General features: G+C 57.8%; 20 protein-coding genes. 10 read left to right on the top strand and 10 right to left on the bottom strand.

What is annotated here, in order from left to right; genetic code table 11:
• Nucleotides 1–220 precede the first annotated feature (220 nt).
• Nucleotides 221–2395, top strand: coding sequence for a transglycosylase domain-containing protein (locus ACR0DY_RS08985; RefSeq protein WP_480483880.1), 2175 nt, complete (start codon nucleotides 221–223; stop codon nucleotides 2393–2395).
• A gap of 75 nt (nucleotides 2396–2470) precedes the next feature.
• Here the strand turns inward: ACR0DY_RS08985 and leuB are convergent, their stop codons facing one another.
• On the bottom strand, nucleotides 2471–3574 hold the full coding sequence (leuB, locus tag ACR0DY_RS08980) for a 3-isopropylmalate dehydrogenase (RefSeq protein WP_209507247.1): 1104 nt from the start codon (nucleotides 3572–3574) through the stop codon (nucleotides 2471–2473).
• 91 nt (nucleotides 3575–3665) lie between these two features.
• Between leuB and ACR0DY_RS08975 the strand changes: the two genes are divergently transcribed.
• Nucleotides 3666–4193 (top strand): redoxin domain-containing protein, encoded by a 528-nt coding sequence (locus ACR0DY_RS08975; protein WP_267364240.1) that lies wholly within the window; start codon nucleotides 3666–3668, stop codon nucleotides 4191–4193.
• Between the two features lie 3 nt (nucleotides 4194–4196).
• Here ACR0DY_RS08975 and ACR0DY_RS08970 read toward each other — a convergent pair whose 3' ends face one another.
• The gene (locus ACR0DY_RS08970) at nucleotides 4197–5090 is read right to left on the bottom strand and encodes a LysR family transcriptional regulator (protein ID WP_209599231.1); all 894 of its coding nucleotides are present in this window, start codon (nucleotides 5088–5090) and stop codon (nucleotides 4197–4199) included.
• Nucleotides 5091–5174: 84 nt separating this feature from the next.
• On the opposite strand from ACR0DY_RS08970, the gene ACR0DY_RS08965 reads away from it, so the two are divergent.
• Nucleotides 5175–6077 (top strand): Rossmann-fold NAD(P)-binding domain-containing protein, encoded by a 903-nt coding sequence (locus tag ACR0DY_RS08965; RefSeq protein ID WP_480546246.1) that lies wholly within the window; start codon nucleotides 5175–5177, stop codon nucleotides 6075–6077.
• Here ACR0DY_RS08965 and ACR0DY_RS08960 read toward each other — a convergent pair.
• The 6 genes from ACR0DY_RS08960 to ACR0DY_RS08935 form a co-directional block, all read right to left on the bottom strand.
• Nucleotides 6074–7102, bottom strand: a complete 1029-nt coding sequence (locus ACR0DY_RS08960; protein WP_480483883.1) for an endonuclease/exonuclease/phosphatase family protein — start codon at nucleotides 7100–7102, stop codon at nucleotides 6074–6076. The genes ACR0DY_RS08965 and ACR0DY_RS08960 overlap by 4 nt on opposite strands.
• Complete coding sequence (locus ACR0DY_RS08955) at nucleotides 7099–7929, bottom strand: hypothetical protein (RefSeq protein ID WP_480546244.1); 831 nt, start codon at nucleotides 7927–7929, stop codon at nucleotides 7099–7101. Before ACR0DY_RS08955 ends, ACR0DY_RS08960 begins: the two co-directional genes overlap by 4 nt.
• Before the next feature lie 333 nt (nucleotides 7930–8262).
• The gene (gene leuD / locus ACR0DY_RS08950; protein ID WP_480483885.1) at nucleotides 8263–8868 is read right to left on the bottom strand and encodes a 3-isopropylmalate dehydratase small subunit; all 606 of its coding nucleotides are present in this window, start codon (nucleotides 8866–8868) and stop codon (nucleotides 8263–8265) included.
• Nucleotides 8869–8909: 41 nt separating this feature from the next.
• A complete protein-coding gene (locus ACR0DY_RS08945; protein WP_480483886.1) occupies nucleotides 8910–9452 on the bottom strand; it encodes an HdeD family acid-resistance protein in 543 nt (180 codons plus the stop codon).
• A 37-nt stretch (nucleotides 9453–9489) separates the two neighbouring features.
• Entirely contained in the window at nucleotides 9490–10893 is a 1404-nt protein-coding gene (gene leuC, locus ACR0DY_RS08940) for a 3-isopropylmalate dehydratase large subunit (protein ID WP_480483887.1), read from the bottom strand.
• Nucleotides 10894–10936: 43 nt separating this feature from the next.
• Nucleotides 10937–11032, bottom strand: a complete 96-nt coding sequence (locus ACR0DY_RS08935; RefSeq protein WP_245220657.1) for an isopropylmalate isomerase — start codon at nucleotides 11030–11032, stop codon at nucleotides 10937–10939.
• 116 nt (nucleotides 11033–11148) lie between these two features.
• On the opposite strand from ACR0DY_RS08935, the gene ACR0DY_RS08930 reads away from it, so the two are divergent.
• From ACR0DY_RS08930 to ACR0DY_RS08915, 4 genes are all read left to right on the top strand, one after another.
• Complete coding sequence (locus ACR0DY_RS08930) at nucleotides 11149–12501, top strand: mechanosensitive ion channel family protein (protein ID WP_267365897.1); 1353 nt, start codon at nucleotides 11149–11151, stop codon at nucleotides 12499–12501.
• 164 nt (nucleotides 12502–12665) lie between these two features.
• On the top strand, nucleotides 12666–13025 hold the full coding sequence (gene rsfS, locus ACR0DY_RS08925; RefSeq protein ID WP_209599225.1) for a ribosome silencing factor: 360 nt from the start codon (nucleotides 12666–12668) through the stop codon (nucleotides 13023–13025).
• A 44-nt stretch (nucleotides 13026–13069) separates the two neighbouring features.
• Nucleotides 13070–13540 (top strand): 23S rRNA (pseudouridine(1915)-N(3))-methyltransferase RlmH, encoded by a 471-nt coding sequence (gene rlmH, locus ACR0DY_RS08920; protein ID WP_480520078.1) that lies wholly within the window; start codon nucleotides 13070–13072, stop codon nucleotides 13538–13540.
• Between the two features lies 1 nt (nucleotide 13541).
• Nucleotides 13542–14027, top strand: coding sequence for a flavodoxin family protein (locus tag ACR0DY_RS08915; RefSeq protein WP_480520076.1), 486 nt, complete (start codon nucleotides 13542–13544; stop codon nucleotides 14025–14027).
• A 3-nt stretch (nucleotides 14028–14030) separates the two neighbouring features.
• Here ACR0DY_RS08915 and ACR0DY_RS08910 read toward each other — a convergent pair whose 3' ends face one another.
• Nucleotides 14031–14378, bottom strand: coding sequence for a hypothetical protein (locus ACR0DY_RS08910; protein ID WP_480520074.1), 348 nt, complete (start codon nucleotides 14376–14378; stop codon nucleotides 14031–14033).
• A 35-nt stretch (nucleotides 14379–14413) separates the two neighbouring features.
• Entirely contained in the window at nucleotides 14414–15124 is a 711-nt protein-coding gene (locus ACR0DY_RS08905; protein ID WP_480520150.1) for a DUF599 domain-containing protein, read from the bottom strand.
• A gap of 80 nt (nucleotides 15125–15204) precedes the next feature.
• Between ACR0DY_RS08905 and ACR0DY_RS08900 the strand changes: the two genes are divergently transcribed.
• From ACR0DY_RS08900 to glcF, 3 genes are read left to right on the top strand one after another with little or no spacing between them, the layout of a single operon-like run.
• Nucleotides 15205–16644 carry an FAD-linked oxidase C-terminal domain-containing protein gene (locus ACR0DY_RS08900; RefSeq protein ID WP_480546242.1) on the top strand — a complete coding sequence of 480 codons (1440 nt, stop codon included), beginning with the start codon at nucleotides 15205–15207 and terminating at the stop codon, nucleotides 16642–16644.
• Between the two features lie 49 nt (nucleotides 16645–16693).
• Nucleotides 16694–17794, top strand: coding sequence for a glycolate oxidase subunit GlcE (glcE, locus tag ACR0DY_RS08895; RefSeq protein WP_480483893.1), 1101 nt, complete (start codon nucleotides 16694–16696; stop codon nucleotides 17792–17794).
• Between the two features lie 4 nt (nucleotides 17795–17798).
• Complete coding sequence (glcF, locus tag ACR0DY_RS08890) at nucleotides 17799–19112, top strand: glycolate oxidase subunit GlcF (protein ID WP_480488163.1); 1314 nt, start codon at nucleotides 17799–17801, stop codon at nucleotides 19110–19112.
• Nucleotides 19113–19189 lie beyond the last annotated feature (77 nt).

Raw genomic sequence — 19189 nt, 5'->3', positions numbered from 1 at the left:
GCACCTGCAGAAAAAAAGCGCGCCGCGGCGCAGTAAGAAACGCTTTCGGGGCCAAAACCTGTCGGAAAATAATGCGAAGTTGCACAATTTTTGCACAACACAGCCGTTGCGACTAATAATTGAGCACTATAGAGAGGGGAAATTCCGGAAATTCGGACCTCTACATACTGCGGTTGTCGAGGTATGGTGACCAAAAAGTATAACCGGGCAGAGTTTGAGCATGACTGAGTCCAAGCGCCGCAAGCCGACATTGGTCGCGGATAGACGGTACCCTTCAAAGGGCCGAAAACCGGCGGCGACCAAATGCGCGGCGGGCAAGAAATCGACGGCGCGCAAAACGGCCACGCGCAAAACCACACGCAGGAAAACCCGCAAGTCATCAGGGGGCAAAGGCGGTGGTATCTTTCGCCGTTTGTTCCGGTGGATCTGGCGGCTGATCTGGGGCCTGACCTGGCGTGTCGGTGCGATTTCGGCCATGCTGCTCGCGCTGGCGGTGGGTATCGTCTACGCCACGTTGCCGGATGTGGATGCCTTGCTGGATGGGCGTGCGCGGGGGTCCGTGACCTTGCTGGATCGTGACGGCAAGGTCTTTGCCTGGCGTGGTGATCAGTTTGGTGGCGTGATCACGGCCGATACCGTGTCTCCGCATCTGAAAAACGCGGTTGTCGCAACCGAAGACAAACGATTTTACCGGCATTTCGGGGTCAGCCCGCGTGGTGTCGCCAGCGCGGTCAGCATCAACCTGAAAGAAGGCCGCGGGCCTTTGTCCGGGCATGGCGGATCGACGATCACGCAACAGACCGCGAAACTGCTGTGTCTGGGTGTTCCCTATGATCCCAGCGATTGGGATTCCGAGGCCGCGTATGAGGCCGACTGCCGTCAGGGTTCCTTGTGGCGCAAGGCCAAGGAGGCTGTCTATGCGCTGGCAATGGAGGTGAAATACTCCAAGGACGAGGTCCTGACGATCTACCTGAACCGCGCCTTTCTTGGCGCAGGCGCGCGTGGGTTCGAAGCCGCAAGCCAGCGCTACTTTGGAAAATCTGCCGCCGAGGTTTCGCCCGCAGAGGCCGCGATGCTGGCTGGTCTGCTGGTTGCGCCTACACGCTATGCGCCGACCAACAACCTGCAACGGTCTCAGGATCGGGCGCGGCTGGTTATCGGTCTGATGGAGGATCAGGGATATCTGACCGCCGCACAAGCCAGCGAAGCGCGTACGCGCCCGGCGCAACTGTCTGAAGCGGCTGCTGCCCGAGCGGGCGGCTATTTCGCAGATTGGGTTGTTTCGGAACTTCCCAGTTATTTTGGCGACAACACAACCGAAGATGTTGTGATTCAGACGACTTTGGATCAGCGGATTCAGCGATCGGCGGAAGAGGCTTTGCAATTCATCTTTCAGGAAAAGGTGCGCGAAGGCTCCAAGGCGCAGGCGGCCATCGTGGTTATGTCCGCGGACGGAGCGGTAAGAGCCATGGTCGGCGGCCGAGAAACACGGGTTGCCGGGGTGTTCAACCGGGCCACCATCGCCAAGCGCCAAACCGGTTCGTCCTTCAAACCTTTTGTCTACGCCACCGCGCTGGAACTCGGCTATTCGCCGCTGGATACGGTGATGGATGAACCTTACTGCGTGGACATTCCCGGGTCCGGTCAATGGTGCCCCAAGAACTATACCAACAAGTACTACGGGCGCGTGTCACTGGCGGATGCGTTGAAGAACTCGCTGAATATTCCGGCGGTGAAAGTTGCCGAGATTTCGGGTTTGGATAACGTCCGCACCGTGGCCAGTGGTTTTGGCATTGCCAGCGATCTGGCGCAAGGTCCGGCCTTGGCGCTGGGCGCGTCGGAAAGCACGCTGATTGAGATGACGGGGGCTTATGCAGGTATTCTGAACGGCGGCTCTGCCGTTGAACCTTATGGCCTGACCGAGTTGAAGCTACTGGGTGATGAAGCACCTGTCATGGTTACGACAACCGGTATCGGTGAACGGGTGATTAACGACGCGGCTGCCAAACAGCTGACATGGATGATGGAACGTGTGGTGTCCGAGGGCACAGGTGGACGGGCCAAGTTGCCCGGCTGGCAGGTGGCGGGCAAAACGGGCACAACCCAGGCGGCGCGGGATGCATGGTTCATCGGGTTTACTGCGGATTACGTAACCGGCGTTTGGATGGGCTACGACGACAACACGCCCCTATCTGGTGTGACCGGTGGAGGTTTGCCCGCGGAAATCTGGAGAGAAACCATGCTGCGAGTCACCGAAGGGATGACACCGACACCCTTGCCGATGATGGCACCAGCGCCGCCGGTTCAGGTCGCACAGCCACAACCGCGCCGAAAGCGCGGAGGCTTTGCCGATGATATCAACAATCTTCTGAAGAATATTTTCGGTGGAAACTAGAGCCTTCTCTGAGGGAAAAAACGAAAAAAGGCGGTGCATCGGGCACCGCCTTTTGTCATTTCGCTGTTTCGTGTTTCAGACGCTGGCATCCAAGGCCGCAAGGATCGCGTCGCCCATTTCAGTGGTTGATACGGGCTGAACGCCCTCATCTGCAAGCAGGTCGCCGGTGCGTACACCATCGGCCAGTACTTTCTCGATCGCGGCCTCCAGACGATCCGCTTCTTCGCCCTGATCAAAGCTGTAGCGCAGGGCCATAGCAAAGCTGAGGATACAGGCGATCGGGTTGGCTTTGCCCTGACCGGCGATATCCGGGGCCGAGCCATGGACGGGTTCATACATTGCCTTGGGCCGACCATTAGCCATCGGCGCGCCCAGAGAGGCCGAAGGCAACATGCCCAGCGACCCGGTCAGCATCGCGGCGCAGTCGGACAGGATGTCACCGAACAGGTTGTCGGTCAGGATCACATCAAACTGTTTCGGTGCGCGCACAAGCTGCATCGCGCCGTTGTCAGCGTACATATGGCTCAGCTCAACTTCGGGGTAGTCCGCTGCGACGCGGGTGACGACTTCGCGCCACAGGATGCCCGATTCCATGACGTTGGCTTTTTCCATCGAGCACAGCTTTTTGTTGCGGCGCATTGCCAGTTCAAAAGCCGAGCGCGCGGCGCGTTCGATCTCGGATTCGGTGTAACGCTGGGTGTTGATGCCGACGCGTTCGTTGCCTTCCTCGAAGATGCCGCGCGGCTCACCGAAATAGACGCCCGACGTCAGTTCGCGCACGATCATGATATCCAGACCGGCAACGATGTCTTTCTTCAGCGAAGAGAAATCGGCAAGCGCGTCAAAACACTGCGCGGGGCGCAGGTTCGAATACAGGTCCATTTCCTTACGCAGGCGCAGCAGGCCACGTTCGGGTTTCAGGCTGAAATCCAGATCGTCGTATTTCGGACCGCCGACGGCGCCCAGCAGAACCGCGTCAACCTCTTGCGCCTTTGCCATGGTCTCATCGGACAGAGGCTTGCCGTGGGCGTCATAGGCGGCACCACCCACCAGGTCCTCGCTCACGTCAAATTGAAGACCACGATTGGCACCGAACCAATCGATGATTCTGCGCACTTCGGCCATAACTTCTGGGCCAATTCCGTCTCCGGGCAGGATGAGGAGCGAGGGGTTGGGCATGAAGGGTCTCCTTGCGTTTTGTTGCACAGGCCCTAGCGTCTGCGCAGCATCGGGTCAATGAGACAGACCTGTCAAAACACAAGGAAAACACATGCTGACACCCGGAAATCTGGTTCCTGCGCTGAAAATTGAAACTGTCGCCCATGGCAGTTTCGACCTCGAGACCAACAAGGGCGAAAACGGAACGCTGGTGATTCAATATCGCGGATTGCATTGCCCGATCTGCATCAGGCAGATGACCGAGGCCGAGGCGGCGCTGGACGATTTCGCGGCGCTGGGTGTCGAGGTTATCATGATCACCACCGATACCGCCGAACGTGCCGCTGAAACCGCAGCAAAAGCCAATGTTTCCCGCCTGCGTGTAGGCCACAGCCTGCCCCTGTCTGAGGCACGGGAGGGTTGGGGGCTGAACATCTCGACCAGGCGCGAAGGCAGTGCCGAACCAGACCTGTTTGCGGAACCCGGACATTTTTACATCGCACCTGACCGGACGCTTTATTTTGGGTGGCAGCAGACCACGCCTTTTGGACGTCCGTCGATGTCGGATATCGCGGGTGGTCTGAAGTTCACTTTGGGCAATAACTACCCGGCGCGCGGAACGTATACGGGCCCACTTTGATCCTCAGAGGCTGGCCTTGAGCCCTTCTGCCAGCAAATCCCAGACCCTGCGGATACGTGGGGTCTGGCGCATGGCCTGCGGCGCAGCCAACCACACGGGCAGAACCGGGATTTCAACATCCAGCGGCAAGATTTCGACATCCGGGTCGGCTTCTGCCATCTGGACCTGACTGAAGCCAATGCCGCATCCCGCGCGGATCAGTTCCCAATAGGCGCTTTGCAGATCGCAGCGGGTCGCAAAACTGTTGCGGCTTGCGGGCCATCCTTTTTCGCGCATGGCCTTGATGATTTCCTGATTGGCGTCAAACCCCACAAGGTCGTGGGAAAAAAGTTCCTCGGGTGTCTTGGGGCGTCCCTTACGGTCGAGATAGGACCTGGCCGCGCAGAAGCATAACGGCACCTCACCCAGATAACGCGAAATGATATCCATTTGCGCGGGGCGATACATGCGAACGGCAATATCTGCCTCGCGGTACAACAGGTTTTCCGTGGTATCGGTGGCGACCAGCTCAAGTTGAATGGCGGGTTCCTGCCTTCGGATATTCGCCAGAATCGGTGGCAGCAAGTGATGCGACGCGAAGACCGAAGCGGTGATGCGGACCGAGCCTTCAAGCTGCTGCGACTGCCCTGCGGCGGCAAGGCTGAAGGCAGTCATGGCGCTGTGCATTTGCTGCGCCATTGGCAAGAGTTGGGAACCTGCCACGCTCAGTTTTAGGCCACGCGCGTGCCGGTCGAACAAGGATACGCCCAGTTCGGTCTCAAGGCTTTGTACTTGCCGCCCCAATGTGGGTTGGCTGCGATCAAGGTGCCGAGCAGCGGCAGACAGGGATCCTGTTTCGGCCACGGCCAGAAAGCTTTGGATCAGAGACCAATCCGCATGTGTCAGTGCTTTATCCATTCATAATTGAATACACATTCTACATTTCCCGGCAATTCCATACGTGCATTGAATGGATAGATTGGTCTGAAACAGGAGGCATCAATGACACAAACTGCTCTGATACTCGGCGCGTCGGGCCGGTTTGGGCGCAATGCTGCAAAGGCGTTTCGGAATGCGGGTTGGACCGTGCAGACATTCCGTCGCGGGTCCGGTTCTCTTTCCCAGGCGGCAAAAGGGGTGGATGTCATCGTAAATGGGTGGAACCCGCTCTATCCTGATTGGTCGCGTGAAATGCCCGACCTGACCAGACGCGTGATAGACGCCGCGTCCGAGACCGGAGCCACCGTATTGGTTCCCGGCAACGTCTATGTGTTTGGAGTGGACACGCAAGGCCCATGGTCCGGCCTTACACCGCACTTGGCCACCAATCCGCTTGGCCGTATCCGGATTGAAATGGAGGAGGCGTATCGCGCTTCAACCGTCAGAACGATCCTTCTGCGAGCAGGCGATTTCATTGACACTGAGGCATCTGGAAACTGGTTCGATCAGGTCATGATCAAGCATCTGTCGCGCAATCAATTCGTGTATCCCGGAGATCCGGAGGCCCCGCACGCCTGGGCCTATCTGCCTGATCTGGCCCAAGCTGCCGTCGCGCTATGTGAAATCCGAAAGGATCTGCCGCGGTTCTGCGATGTTCCTTTTGCTGGCTACACCCTGACCGGAGCTGAGATCGCGCAGTCTCTGACGAGAGTGACCGGGCGGGACATATCCGTGAAGCCTATGCAATGGTGGCCATTGCAGCTGGCGCGACCATTCTGGCGCATGTCCTCACACCTGATTGAAATGCGGTACCTGTGGCAGGTGCCACATCAGTTGGACGGATCGTACCTGACCGAGTTGCTGGGTTCCGTGCATCAGACAGATCTGGATGATGCATTGCGTTCTGCGATCTCACCCAGCCTTGTGGCTTTGCCCTATGCGAACGGAGAGTCGGTCACGCCTTAGGGCAGGGTGACGTCAATCCAGACCAATCGGTGCCTGCTGGCGCGCAGGGCGGATTCGTATAGCTTGGTGCCTTCTTCCGGCCACGTTACACCGGCATCCGAAATGCGCAGGTCGGCCGACGGCAACACATAATCCACGCGCATTTCACCCGTGGCCTTCCACGCGACCGTTGAGGTCGAACCTGACGGGTCTTTCGGCAGCGGGTCTTGCAAACGCGGATGGGCCAGAAGGGACTGAATGGCCTGTTTACGGCCCTTTCCACGCGTTGGGTCAAGGTTGGCATCGCCGGCGATTACGAAGGGACCTTTGGGAACTGGCCTCAGTTCACCGTTCAGTAAAACGGACCAGAGCCTGATCTCATCCTGGTTGCGCAATCCGTTTCGATCCTCGGGCCCATCGAAAACGGGTGGCGCGGCATGAAAGGTCATGAGATTGAGCCGCCCATAAGGGGTTTCGATCGGTACAACCCAATGTGCGGTCGAAGACAGGCGTTGTATCTGATGTGCCGCGTCAGACGGGAAGGGGTGCCCGTTTGCTCTAGGCAGGATGGCGCCCGGTAAACTCCGCCACAACAGCTCGGAATAATCCTGAACCTCAGCGGTGATGATTTCGTATCGCGACAACACCGCCAGCCCACCTTGACCTGTGAACTGCCCCCAGCCTTGGGCGTCGCCGGGGCCTTGGGTCTTGCCATCACCGTCCAGATCAAGCGAGGTTTCCAGCCCGGCATTGGGTTGTGCGGCAAGGTAATATCCGTAATCAAGCCCCGCGTTGCGCAGTTTCCCGGTCAGGGCGATTACAGCAGTATTGTTCAGGTCCCAATCGATACCCTGAAGGGCGATTATGTCAGGGCGTGCCGATGCAATAACGTCAACAACGGCCAGAACCTGCGCGTCATCGCGTTGAATGTCGCGAAGCAGTAGGCCAGGACCTTTTTCGCTGAGCTCGGTATTATAGGTGGCGATACGCACGACCTCTGCCTGTGCCGCAAAGGGCAGCAATAGCAGACATAGGGTGCGGATCATGCGGCCTGTGTTGACTCGCTGGTCGAATAAGCGCGGCGTTTTTCCATGATCAAGCCCGCGATCCTAAGGGTCGCCATGCCGCGCATGATCATGCTGGCGGGCAGGAAGGCCCATGCGCTCATGGTCCAGATCAAGGTCTGTGGGTTCCCGAGAGAGATCGGGGCGATCACACTGCTCATCAACTTGATTATCGCCGGAATGAGGAATGGCAGCAGAATGCCGATACAGATGTTCAGGCGGCCATCCCGTTGAAGGCGCGTAACGACATCGCCCCCTTTGGTCGGGTCAAACAGCGGCAGGTTTGTCCAAACATTGAAGGCGCCATTTCCGGTTGGCCATCCCCGAACCCTGACCGCATAGGCAAAGCTGACAATCGTGACCAATGCCGCGACATAAGCCACGCTGGCCGTGATGCGGACCAGTTCAATCAAGGCTTGGCTGGCATCCGGGGGCAACATCAACACGATGAGGCGCACCGGAGAATAGGGGAAGTCCACCACATTTGCGACAGCCAAACCAACCGAATAAGAGAATGTGGTCAACTGCGTTGGTTCAAAGGCGTTTTTGCAGATCAGCGTCAGAAAGGTGACCATCGACATCAGGCCGACAAACCGAAGGCGATTGACCGGGGGCGCGTCGCGGAATTCGATGAAGCTGGGAAAGGCGGAATTGTATTCGGCAAAGGTCAGGATAAACGCGAGGATCGCGAGAAAGACCAGTATCTCGGTCCCGTTCGTAGATGAGACAGGCAGGTACAACGCAGGTGTCAGCACCATAAGTGCAACAAGTATACCGCGTATCGCCGCCCCTGTTGTGCGCGCAATCACTATCCGAACCCTTTTTCAAACCGGATCAGCCGATCTTTGTCGACTTGTTTCCAACTTGTGCCCGTCGCTTCGTCTGACGTTGACGGATGCCTCTTCAGCGTCAACATGAACGATAAGCGGCATTTTGCTCAAGCCGAGGTGCAGAAAACACGGGATTTCGGGCAAAAAGATGGCGCAACTGGTGCGGTATTGCATCATTTTCGACGCAAATCCGACGTGTATCTCAAATTGATATCCACATGTTGTGGTTTTCGAAAAATCAACCCCAAGAATGCGAGCGGGGCCGCCTTGGCGACCCCGTCAGGTTGAGTATCCACAGATTCGTCCCCAGAATCACACCCAGGGGCGGGCCTGACTGGCGTGATCCTCGAACTTGTCGATGTGATGATCTTTTTCCATCGTCAGCCCGATATCATCCAGACCATTCAGCAGGCAGTGCTTGCGGTGAGGATCGATTTCGAAATCGATCACGACGCCGTCCGATGTGGTGATCTGCTGGTCTTCCAGATGTACGGTCATGCGGGCGTTTTCGCCTTTATGCGCATCATCCATCAGGATCGCGTGGTGTTCTGCCCCGACAACAATCGGCAGAATGCCGTTCTTGAAACAGTTGTTGAAGAAGATGTCGGCAAAACTGGTCGAGATCACGACCTTGATGCCGAAATCCTTGATCGCCCAGGGCGCGTGTTCGCGTGAGGACCCACAGCCGAAGTTGTCGCCAGCAACCAGAATCTCGGCCTCGCGATAGGCGGGCTTGTTCAGGACGAATTCTTCATTCTCCTGACCGTCATCGTGATAACGCATCTCGTCGAACAGAACGACACCCAGGCCCGACCGTTTGATGGTTTTCAGGTGCACTTTAGGGATGATCATATCGGTGTCGATATTGATCAGCGGCATTGGGGCGGCCACCCCGTGGACTTTTTCAAACTTATCCATGTTCACACTCCTGCGGGAGAGGGCCGCGCCCAGACCCCGCGTTAAGCTTGTTTCGTTTCTTTTGGTGCGTCCTTGACGAAGAACGCCATGAAGACAAGGCCGAGCCCGTTAAAGATCATCTCGATCCCCAGCAGGATGCCCAGCAATTGCAGCAGCACTGAAGGGTCCATTGCAGCAAAGCGCCAGATCAGGATTGCAAGAACAATCGACATGATGCCCGAGACCAGCGTCGCCCAGAAATACTGTGTTCCACGCATCTGGAACGACAGGATCACGCGGGCAATGCCGCCAGCCATGAACAGGATCAGGCAGACGGTTGCCAGTGTCAGCGTTCCTTGCAGTGGGTGATCCAGAAAGGACCAGCCCAGAAACAGCATCACGACACCCATGATAAGTGACAGTATCTTGTTGCCGGTCCCTTCGACTGTGAAGCCGCCAACAACCTGCAATGCGCCCGAAATCAACAGCAATACACCTGTGAACACCGTCACGGTAATTGATGCCACGACCGGTGCGCCCAGCACAAAGATGCCGAACACGATGGACAGAAGTCCAAGCAATAGCCATTTTGTCCAGTCACTCATGTCTTCAATCCCTCAAATATCCAGTTATGAGGGTAGCTTACATCATTTCACGAACGTCTGTCAGCCGTCCTGTAATTGCCGCTGCGGCGGCCATTGCCGGGCTCAGCAGGTGGGTACGCCCGCCCCGGCCCTGACGGCCTTCGAAGTTGCGGTTTGAAGTCGCGGCGCAGCGTTCACCCGGTTGCAACTGGTCGGGATTCATCGCCAGACACATCGAACATCCTGCCAGACGCCACTCGAAACCGGCTTCTTTGAAGATATCCGCCAGACCTTCTTCTTCGGCCTGCGCGCGGACGAGGCCCGAGCCCGGAACGACCATGGCGCGCATGCCGTCCTTGATCTTTTTGCCTTTCAGAATCTCGGCGGCGGCTCGCAGGTCCTCGATCCTGCCGTTGGTGCACGAGCCGATAAAGACGGTGTCGATCTCAACTTCGCTCAGCTTCTGGCCGACTTTCAGTCCCATATACTCTATGGAGCGGCGGGCTGCATCGACTTTGCCGCCTTCGAAATCCTCGGGGTTCGGGACGGTTGCGGTGATCGGCAGAACGTCCTCGGGGCTGGTGCCCCAGGTCACGACCGGCGCGATGTCTTCGCCGCGCAGAGTGATGACCTTGTCGAAATGCGCGTCTTCGTCGGTGTAAAGCGTTTTCCACCATGTCAGAGCCGCTTCCCACTGCGCCCCTTTCGGCGCGTGCGGGCGGCCTTTGACATAGTCGAACGTTGTTTCATCCGGCGCGATCAGGCCGGCACGAGCCCCGCCTTCAATCGCCATGTTGCAGACGGTCATGCGACCTTCCATCGACAGATCACGGATCGCTTCGCCGCAATACTCGATGACATAGCCGGTACCGCCAGCAGTGCCGGTCTCACCGATCACAGCCAGAGTGATGTCCTTGGCGGTCACGCCCGGTTGCAACTTGCCGGTGATTTCCACCTTCATGTTTTTGGACTTCTTCTGGATCAGCGTTTGCGTGGCCAGAACATGCTCAACCTCGGACGTACCGATGCCGTGGGCCAGCGCGCCGAATGCACCGTGGGTCGCTGTGTGGCTGTCGCCGCAGACAACGGTCATACCCGGCAGGGTCCAACCCTGTTCCGGTCCAACGATGTGGACAATGCCCTGGCGCACGTCATTCACCGGGTAGTAGTGAATGCCGAAATCCTTGGCGTTCTTGTCCAGCGCCTCGACCTGAATGCGTGATTCCGGGTTTTCGATCCCATTCACGCGGTCCGGTGTGGTCGGCACGTTGTGGTCCGGTACAGCGATGGTTTTTTCCGGCGCGCGCACTTTACGGCCTGCCATGCGCAGCCCTTCAAATGCCTGCGGGCTGGTGACTTCGTGCACCAAATGGCGGTCGATATAAAGCAGGCAGGTTCCATCATCGGCTTCGTGCGCGACATGGGCATCCCAGATCTTGTCATAGAGTGTCTTGGGGGACATCGGTCCTCTCCCGTATGTAATGAGAAATAGCTGGCGAGTTGGCTCAGGCGACGGATAGGCGCGCCAGAACCGTGCGGGCAGCGCCAAAGAACCGTTCACGCAAGCGCGCGCGATCTTCCAGATTCTGAAGTTGGGCCACATTGAGTCTCATGCGGTTCAGATATACCGCGCCCTTCCGGCAATCAAGGTTCAAAACCAGTGTCAGGCTTGCATCGCCCTGCATTGCTGTTCAAGCTGACCCCGCAGGAGACGTGCATGAACCAAGACCTGATCCCAAGTACGCTGACCGACCTCTATAACAACATGGTTGCGGCTTTTTCCGCGCAATTCGAGAGGCTGCTTGATCTGATCGTCACGCCGGGCTGGCGACAATATCAACTGCTCATCATCCTGTTGCTGTGGGCGCTGGCTTTGCTGCTGAAATTCCTGACCCAGTCTAGATGGGATGCCTGGGCTCGTTCGCGCACGGGATGGCCGAAATGGCGGCTGCGGGTTCTGGTGCAGCTGATGCGACGGTTGGCGCTGGTCTACTTCATCCTGCTTTCGTGGGCATTGTATCTGACCATGCAGCAACTCACTTGGCCGTCGCGAAGCTATATCATAGGGGTGATAGCTACGTTGGCGGCGGCGTGGCTGGCGATAGCACTGGTCGCGAGACTGGTCCAAAACCGCACACTTCGCCGGATTTTCAAGTGGGCAATGTGGATCTACGCAACGCTTGTCGCGCTGAATCTGACGGATGATGTCGCGGGTTTTCTTGACGGTGTCGCGATTTCCATTGGGGACCTGCATATTTCGGCTCTTGGGATTCTCAAGGCAACTTTGCTGATTGGCATCCTGCTGACACTGGCCCGTATCGGCACGCGCGCAGCCGAACGCGCATTGCAAAGCAATGACGACATAACTCCGTCCATGCAGGTGCTGCTGTCAAAAGGCATACAGGTTCTGCTTTACGGGGCAGTCTTTATGGCTGCGATCCGAACGTTGGGGTTCGATCTGACCGGCATCGCGCTTTTGTCTGGCGCCATCGGCGTGGGTATCGGGTTCGGTTTGCAAAAAGTAGTGTCGAACCTGATATCGGGGATCATCATCCTGATGGACCGCTCGATCAAGCCGGGCGATGTGATCTCGTTGGGGGATACGTTCGGTTGGATCAATGCACTTGGCGCGCGATATGTGTCGGTCGTAACACGGGACGGGCGCGAGTACCTGATACCAAACGAAGATCTGATTACCAACCAGGTGGTGAACTGGTCGCATTCCGACCGGTTCGTGAGATTGGATCTGGATTTTGGTACCAGCTATGACGACGATCCGCATAAAGTGCGCGCAACCGCAATCAGGGCGGTAAAGGCGGTTGCCCGGGTCCTGAGCGGCGGCAAACATGAACCGGTTTGCCACATCACCGGATTTGGTGACAGCAGCGTGGATTATGTGCTGAGGTTCTGGATCAGCGACCCGACAAAGGGGCTGACCAATATCAGGGGCAATGTCTATCTGGCGCTTTGGGACGCATTCAAGGAAGAAGGTATCTCGATCCCCTTCCCACAGCGCGAAATCCGACTGTTACCGGACGGCGCAACTGCGCAACAGATCATCACAGAGTAAGCGTCTGTGGACGCCCTGCGGCGTGCATTTATTGAAATGTTGCATTCCCCTTGCTACCTTATTAGTACCCCGGCGCCGGGGTTTCGCGGCGCGCAGCAAAGGAGGACTATGTCCTGTCTCTACATACACAGGCGGGTTTGCCCGCCGATGATGGGGTCAACATAATGGCCCACTCTCAGTCAATCAGCGACAAGCTGCTTGAACGAATCCTTTCCTCACTTTCCGATGACAAGGCCGAAGACGTCGTGCAGATCAACCTGCAGGGCAAGTCATCGGTTGCGGATCACATGGTGATTGCCTCGGGTCGGTCGACCCGTCAGGTGTCGGCCATGGCGGAAAAGCTGACGGATCGCATCAAGCAGGAATTCGGTTTCACCTCGAAGGTCGAAGGCAAGGATACCGGCGACTGGGTGCTGATCGATACGGGCGACGTCATCGTCCATATCTTCCGCCCCGAAGTGCGTGAATTCTATCAGCTGGAAAAGATGTGGCTGCCTCAGGGCGGCAGCGCCTCGGCGAACTGAGGCGCTATCCCGGCCTGCATTAACAGGCCGGAGGCGAGAGAGACATGCGGATCAGCATAGTTGCGGTCGGGCGATTGCGCGCCGGACCCGAGAAGACACTGCTTGACGATTACCTGACCCGATTTGACCGGACCGGCCGTGCGCTGGGCCTTGGGCCTGCGCAGGTGATCGAGGTTGAAGACAAGAAAAACGCAGGGATGGCAGCCGAGGCCGCGCTGCTGCGTAAGGCCCTGCCCAAAGGGGCGGTGTTGTGCACGCTGGATGAACGGGGGCGGGTCATGTCCTCGCCCGATTTCGCGAAGAAGCTGGGTGATTGGCGCGACGCGGGCCGGCAGGACCTGGCATTTGTTATCGGTGGCGCGGATGGAATCGACCCAGTTCTGCGGGCCGAGGCGGATTTTTCCATTTCATTCGGGTCAATGGTCTGGCCCCATATGCTGGTCCGTGTGATGCTGGCCGAGCAACTTTACCGGGCCGCGACCATTCTGTCAGGTGGCCCCTACCACCGGGTCTGACATGGCGCAGCTTCTGATCGTTTATCACTCCCGCACAGGCGGTGCCCGGCAGATGGCCGAAGCGGCGGCCGAAGCAGCGCGAGGTGAGGCTGACACAAAGCTTATGCCTGCCGATCAAGCCGGGCCGGAAGATCTGCTGGCTGCCGATGGCTACATCTTTTGCGCGCCAGAAAACCTGGCGGCAATTTCGGGTCTGATGAAGGAATTCTTCGACCGCTGCTACTACCCGGTGCTGGGAAAACTAGAAGGCCGACCCTATGCGCAGATGATTTGCGCAGGATCAGATGGCGAAAACGCCGCCCGTCAGATCGCACGGATAGCCACCGGTTGGCGATTGAAAGCTGTTCAGCCTCCGCTGATCATCTGCACCCATGCGCAAACGCCCGAGGCCATTTTGGCCGAAAAGACAATCCCGCAAGACCAGCTGGATCAATGCCGCGAGACAGGAGCCGCTTTGGGTGCGGGTCTGGCCATGGGTATTTTCTGAGGATCAATCCAGTTTGACCACTGTGGTGCCTTCATTCCATCCATCGACGATGCACCGTGCCTGAATTTGCACCTGAGTCATGCCTTCGGGAATGACCACCCCGCCCAGAGAGCGGGTAAAGGGTTGTTCGGTTTCGTGTGGATGGAGCAGGACGCGCATTCCCAACTCGTTTCCATCCATATCCAGAACACGCCAGCCGTCGGCGTAATGGTCCCAACCCGTGTCGGGATGCCGGATCGTCGCATCGAACCGCCATGTTTCGCCGTTCGCACTGGTGCGGACCTGTTCGATTGTTGGTGGGTCGGCAAGGGCGGGGCTCGCCAACATGGCGCAGAGAATCAAGTATCGCATCGCACCAGTGTAACCAGTGTGGCGGTGTGTCGGTATCACGTATCCGTGCTGGCCGCTCGGGCCACCAGTATTTCCCGGGAATGTGAGGTGAACTCGCGCCGATACAAGACGCCAAACGTGACCGCTGTGCCCAAAATGAGCGCGACTGGTCCAAGAAACCACGCCAGCGATGCCAATGCAAAATAGGTGGCGCGCAGGCCACGGTTGAAGCTGCGCGCTGCGGTGACACAGATCTCAGCCGCCTGACCGGCGCGGGGATAGGTTTGCGGGTCTTCGGGGTCGTTTGGAACCGCGGCCATCAACACAGCGCAATACCCGAAAAGGCGGTGCGCCCAGACATATTTCAGAAATGCGTTGGCCAGCAGCAATACGACGAAAAGGATCTTGATCTCCCAGACCATTGCCGGGACACTGCCGATGGCAAGGTCGATTGCGACGCCTGCCAGTCTTTCGGTGTTGCCCAGCAGGGCCAGCCCGCCCCCGATGGCAATCATCGTGGTCGACGCGAAAAATGTACTGCCCTGCCGCATGGCCGCCACGACTTGCGCGTCGAACATGCGCGGTTGGCGGGTCACCATCTCGCGCATCCAGTCGCGCCGGTAATCGTCCATCATAAGGGCTACGGATTGTCTCTGCGGCGACGGATGTTCGATTTTCCACCCGATCCACAGCCACGCACCCAGCAGCAGAAGCAGTGATGCATAGTCCAAAGGGGCAAAAAGAGCGGCGCGTTCGATCCAGGTCATGGCCGCGACAGTAAGGCCGGGCATGGGAACTTGCCAGAGTAAGAAATTGGTAATATTATTTTACCAAAAGGAGTGATGCTATGGAGATGCCAAAGCCAAGCCCGGATGTTCTGAGCCGGAAATCTGCGCTTGTTGCGCGGCTGTCGCGGGTTCTGCCCGAAGATGCGATCATCCATGACCCCGCCGAAACCCGCGCTTACGAGTGTGACGCTTTGACAGCCTATAAATGCCCGCCGATGCTGGTCGTGCTGCCGTCAAGCACACAGCAGGTTTCGGACGTTCTGCGCATTTGTCATGACGAAAACGTGCCTGTGGTGCCGCGCGGCGCGGGCACTTCACTGGCCGGTGGAGCCTTGCCCACGGCGGATTGCGTCATTCTGGGCGTCGCACGGATGAATGAGGTGTTGGAAATCGACTACGACAACCGCTTCATCAGAGTACAGACGGGTCGCACCAATCTGAGCGTTACCGGCGCGGTCGAGGAGGAGGATTTCTTCTACGCCCCCGATCCGTCTTCGCAGCTGGCCTGTGCCATTGCTGGCAATATTGCGATGAACTCGGGCGGAGCGCATTGCCTCAAATATGGGGTAACAACAAACAACCTGTTGGGCGTGACCATGGTCATGATGGACGGCAGCGTTGTCGAAATCGGTGGTGCGCATCTGGATGCACCAGGTCTGGATCTGTTGGGCGTCATCTGTGGGTCCGAAGGTCAACTGGGTGTGGTGACCGAGGCCACGCTGCGTATTCTTCGCAAGCCCGAGGGCGCACGACCGGTCCTGATGGGTTTTAATGACAATGAGGTTGCGGGGCAGTGTGTCTCGGACATCATCCAATCGGGCATATTGCCGGTCGCGATCGAGTTCATGGATACATTGTGCATCAGGGCCTGCGAAAACTTTGCCCATGCCGGGTATCCCGATTGCAACGCGCTGCTGATCGTCGAAGTGGAGGGGTCTGACGCTGAAATAGATTTTCAGCTTTCGAAAATCATCGAGATAGCAAAACGCCATGACCCGGTTGAATTGCGCGAAAGCCAGTCGGCTGAGGAAAGCGCTAAGATCTGGTTGGGTCGGAAATCTGCATTCGGTGCCATGGGACAATTGAACGATTATATGTGTCTGGATGGCACGATCCCGGTGTCAGCCCTACCAACCGTTCTGCGTCGTATCGGAGAATTGAGTGAGGAGTTTGGGTTGCTGGTCGGAAATGTGTTCCACGCGGGCGACGGAAATATGCATCCGCTGATCTTGTTCGATGCCAACAAACCCGGCGATCTGGAAAAATGCGAAGCTTTTGGGGCAGAGATTCTGAAGCTGTGTGTTGACGAGGGTGGCTGTCTGACTGGGGAACATGGTGTGGGGATCGAAAAGCGGGATCTGATGTCTCATCAATATTCACCTGCCGACCTTGAGGCGCAGATGGCGGTTAAGGACGTTTTCGATCCTAAATGGCTGCTGAACGCGGCCAAAGTGTTTCCGCTCGACGTGTCGGAGCCGCGGCGTATGGCTGCAGAATAAGGGGGCGCTGCCCCCTTGCCCCCGGAGTATTTTGGAAAAGATGAAGCCAATGAGACCTGAGACTGAGGCCGATCTGGCAAAGCTGGTGGCCGGGTTGGAAAACCCTGTACGCATTGTCGGAGGCGGGACGCGTGGAATTGCCGGCCCGCACGCGGAAATCGAAACCGGAGCTTTGCGCGGTATCACGCTTTATGAACCCGGGGCGCTGACCCTTGTTGCACGGGCAGGGACGCCCTTGGCCGAGATCACGGCAGTGCTGGAAGCAGAGGGCCAGCACCTCGCATTTGAGCCGATGGATCATCGCGGATTGCTGGGGACTCAGGGTGAACCGACCATTGGCGGCGTCGTCGCGGCCAATATTTCGGGCCCGCGACGGACTCAGGCCGGGGCCTGCCGGGATTTTCTGCTTGGGGTACGCTATGTCGATGGGTGCGGGCAGGTGATCAAGAACGGTGGCCGCGTGATGAAGAACGTCACCGGGTACGATCTGGTCAAATTGATGGGTGGGTCCTGGGGTACTTTAGGAGTTTTGACCGAAGTTTCGCTGAAGGTGCTTCCAAAACCAGAACGGGTGGCAACATTATCTGTTGGGGTCCGGGATGCTGGTACTGCGGTTCGGGTTCTGTCCGCCGCGCTGAGATCTCCGTTCGAGGTAACGGGGGCTGCGTATGATCCTGACGCCGGGAAAGCCCTGCTTAGGCTCGAAGGTTTCACGGACGCGGTTGCATATCGCACAGGCAGATTGACGGCTGAACTGTCCCGGTTTGGTGAGATTTCAGAAGAAGCAGGTGCAGACACGCTTTGGGCTGGTATCCGCGATGCTCATCCGTTTCAGAGGCAGGACGGGGATGTCTGGCGGCTTTCCGTAAAACCCGGAGATGCGGCCGAAGTTTCTGCGCGTGCTGAAGCGGATCAGTTACTGTTTGACTGGGGCGGCGGACTTGTCTGGCTGCGCGTCCCTAAGGGCACGGATCTGCGCGCGCGCCTAGGTGTGTTTTCTGGCCACGCGACACTTGTACGAGCGGATGCAGAAACAGTCGCGCGACTGGGGCGCTTTCAACCGGAGACCGCGGCCGTCTCGACCCTGACAAAGGGATTGCGCGCGAAGTTTGACCCACGTGGTTTGTTCAATCCAGGGCTGATGGGATAGGTTTATGCAGACATCATTCACTGAACGGCAGCTGCAAGACCCGGCAACCAAGCGCGCAAACGAAATTCTGCGAAATTGCGTCCATTGCGGATTCTGCACGGCGACTTGCCCGACTTATCAGGTTCTTGGCGACGAGTTGGACAGTCCGCGCGGGCGCATCTATCTGATCAAGGATATGCTCGAAAACGAGCGGCAGCCCGACGAAAAGACGGTCAAACATATCGACCGGTGCCTGTCCTGTCTGGCTTGCATGACCACTTGCCCGTCAGGTGTGCACTATATGCATCTGGTCGATCACGCGCGGGAATATATCGAGGCGAATTACAAACGCCCTTTGACGGATCGCATTTTGCGTTGGGTTCTTGCGCAGATCCTGCCCTATCCGATGCGCTTTCGCTGGGCCCTGATCGGGGCGAAACTGGGTCGCCCGTTTCGGTTTCTCATGCCAGATGCCCGGTTGCGTGCCATGCTGGACATGGCGCCCAAGAACATTCCGTCGGTCAGCCGTAATGATGATCCACAAAGCTTTGCGCCCGAAGGCGAGCGGAAAAAGCGGGTGACCCTGATGACGGGCTGCGCGCAGAAAGCGCTGAATACCGACATAAATGACGCCACGATCCGTCTGCTGACCCGGCTGGGATGTGAGGTTGTGGTGGCTGAGGGTGCTGGATGTTGTGGAGCACTGACCCATCACATGGGAAAGGTGAAAGACAGCCATGCAGCCGCAATCGCTAATATCAGAGCCTGGGTTCGCGAGATGGACGGCGACGGATTGGACGCCATCGTGATCAACACCTCGGGTTGTGGGACGACGGTCAAGGATTACGGGCATATGTTCCGGAACGACACGCTATCGGATGATGCTGCACGGGTCTCGGGTATCGCGATGGATATCAGTGAGCTGGTTATGCAACTGAATTTGCCCGAAGGGCGTGATCAGGACCTCACAGTTGCGTATCACGCAGCGTGTTCGCTGCAGCATGGGCAGAAGATCAAGACCTATCCCAAAGACCTGCTGAAACGTGCCGGGTTCCAAGTGGTCGAGCCCGCCGACAGCCATTTGTGTTGCGGCAGCGCGGGGACTTACAACCTGATGCAGCCGGAAATCTCGGGTCAGTTGAAGCAGCGCAAAATCAAAACACTTGAGGCGAAGAAGCCCGATATCATCGCCGCAGGCAATATCGGTTGCATGATGCAAATCGGGTCCGGCACCCAAGTGCCAGTCGTTCATACGGTCGAGTTGCTGGATTGGGCAACAGGGGGGCCGAAACCACCCGCGTTGCAACGGGCAGGAGATTCTGTTCCAATTTTGCGATAAGCCACTCTGATGCCGCCCCGCATCATTTCCTCAGGAAATTCACCTGAACACCGATCGCCCTATTTTTGCCCAACGTG

The sequence above is a fragment of the Ruegeria sp. O6 genome (genome assembly GCF_056535045.1).
Note: the sequence above shows the minus strand (reverse complement) of the source record. Positions and strands in the feature narration are given on the sequence as shown.

Coding starts and splice junctions, on each gene's coding strand:
- ACR0DY_RS08930 (WP_267365897.1), top strand. CDS start 11,149: ATGAACCAAGACCTGATCCCAAGTACGCTGACCGACCTCTATAACAAC.
- ACR0DY_RS08915 (WP_480520076.1), top strand. CDS start 13,542: ATGGCGCAGCTTCTGATCGTTTATCACTCCCGCACAGGCGGTGCCCGG.
- rlmH (WP_480520078.1), top strand. CDS start 13,070: ATGCGGATCAGCATAGTTGCGGTCGGGCGATTGCGCGCCGGACCCGAG.
- glcF (WP_480488163.1), top strand. CDS start 17,799: ATGCAGACATCATTCACTGAACGGCAGCTGCAAGACCCGGCAACCAAG.
- ACR0DY_RS08910 (WP_480520074.1), bottom strand. CDS start 14,378: ATGCGATACTTGATTCTCTGCGCCATGTTGGCGAGCCCCGCCCTTGCC.
- ACR0DY_RS08905 (WP_480520150.1), bottom strand. CDS start 15,124: ATGACCTGGATCGAACGCGCCGCTCTTTTTGCCCCTTTGGACTATGCA.
- ACR0DY_RS08965 (WP_480546246.1), top strand. CDS start 5,175: ATGACACAAACTGCTCTGATACTCGGCGCGTCGGGCCGGTTTGGGCGC.
- ACR0DY_RS08975 (WP_267364240.1), top strand. CDS start 3,666: ATGCTGACACCCGGAAATCTGGTTCCTGCGCTGAAAATTGAAACTGTC.
- ACR0DY_RS08960 (WP_480483883.1), bottom strand. CDS start 7,102: ATGATCCGCACCCTATGTCTGCTATTGCTGCCCTTTGCGGCACAGGCA.
- rsfS (WP_209599225.1), top strand. CDS start 12,666: ATGGCCCACTCTCAGTCAATCAGCGACAAGCTGCTTGAACGAATCCTT.
- glcE (WP_480483893.1), top strand. CDS start 16,694: ATGAGACCTGAGACTGAGGCCGATCTGGCAAAGCTGGTGGCCGGGTTG.
- ACR0DY_RS08900 (WP_480546242.1), top strand. CDS start 15,205: ATGGAGATGCCAAAGCCAAGCCCGGATGTTCTGAGCCGGAAATCTGCG.
- ACR0DY_RS08985 (WP_480483880.1), top strand. CDS start 221: ATGACTGAGTCCAAGCGCCGCAAGCCGACATTGGTCGCGGATAGACGG.
- ACR0DY_RS08945 (WP_480483886.1), bottom strand. CDS start 9,452: ATGAGTGACTGGACAAAATGGCTATTGCTTGGACTTCTGTCCATCGTG.
- leuD (WP_480483885.1), bottom strand. CDS start 8,868: ATGGATAAGTTTGAAAAAGTCCACGGGGTGGCCGCCCCAATGCCGCTG.
- leuC (WP_480483887.1), bottom strand. CDS start 10,893: ATGTCCCCCAAGACACTCTATGACAAGATCTGGGATGCCCATGTCGCG.
- ACR0DY_RS08970 (WP_209599231.1), bottom strand. CDS start 5,090: ATGGATAAAGCACTGACACATGCGGATTGGTCTCTGATCCAAAGCTTT.
- leuB (WP_209507247.1), bottom strand. CDS start 3,574: ATGCCCAACCCCTCGCTCCTCATCCTGCCCGGAGACGGAATTGGCCCA.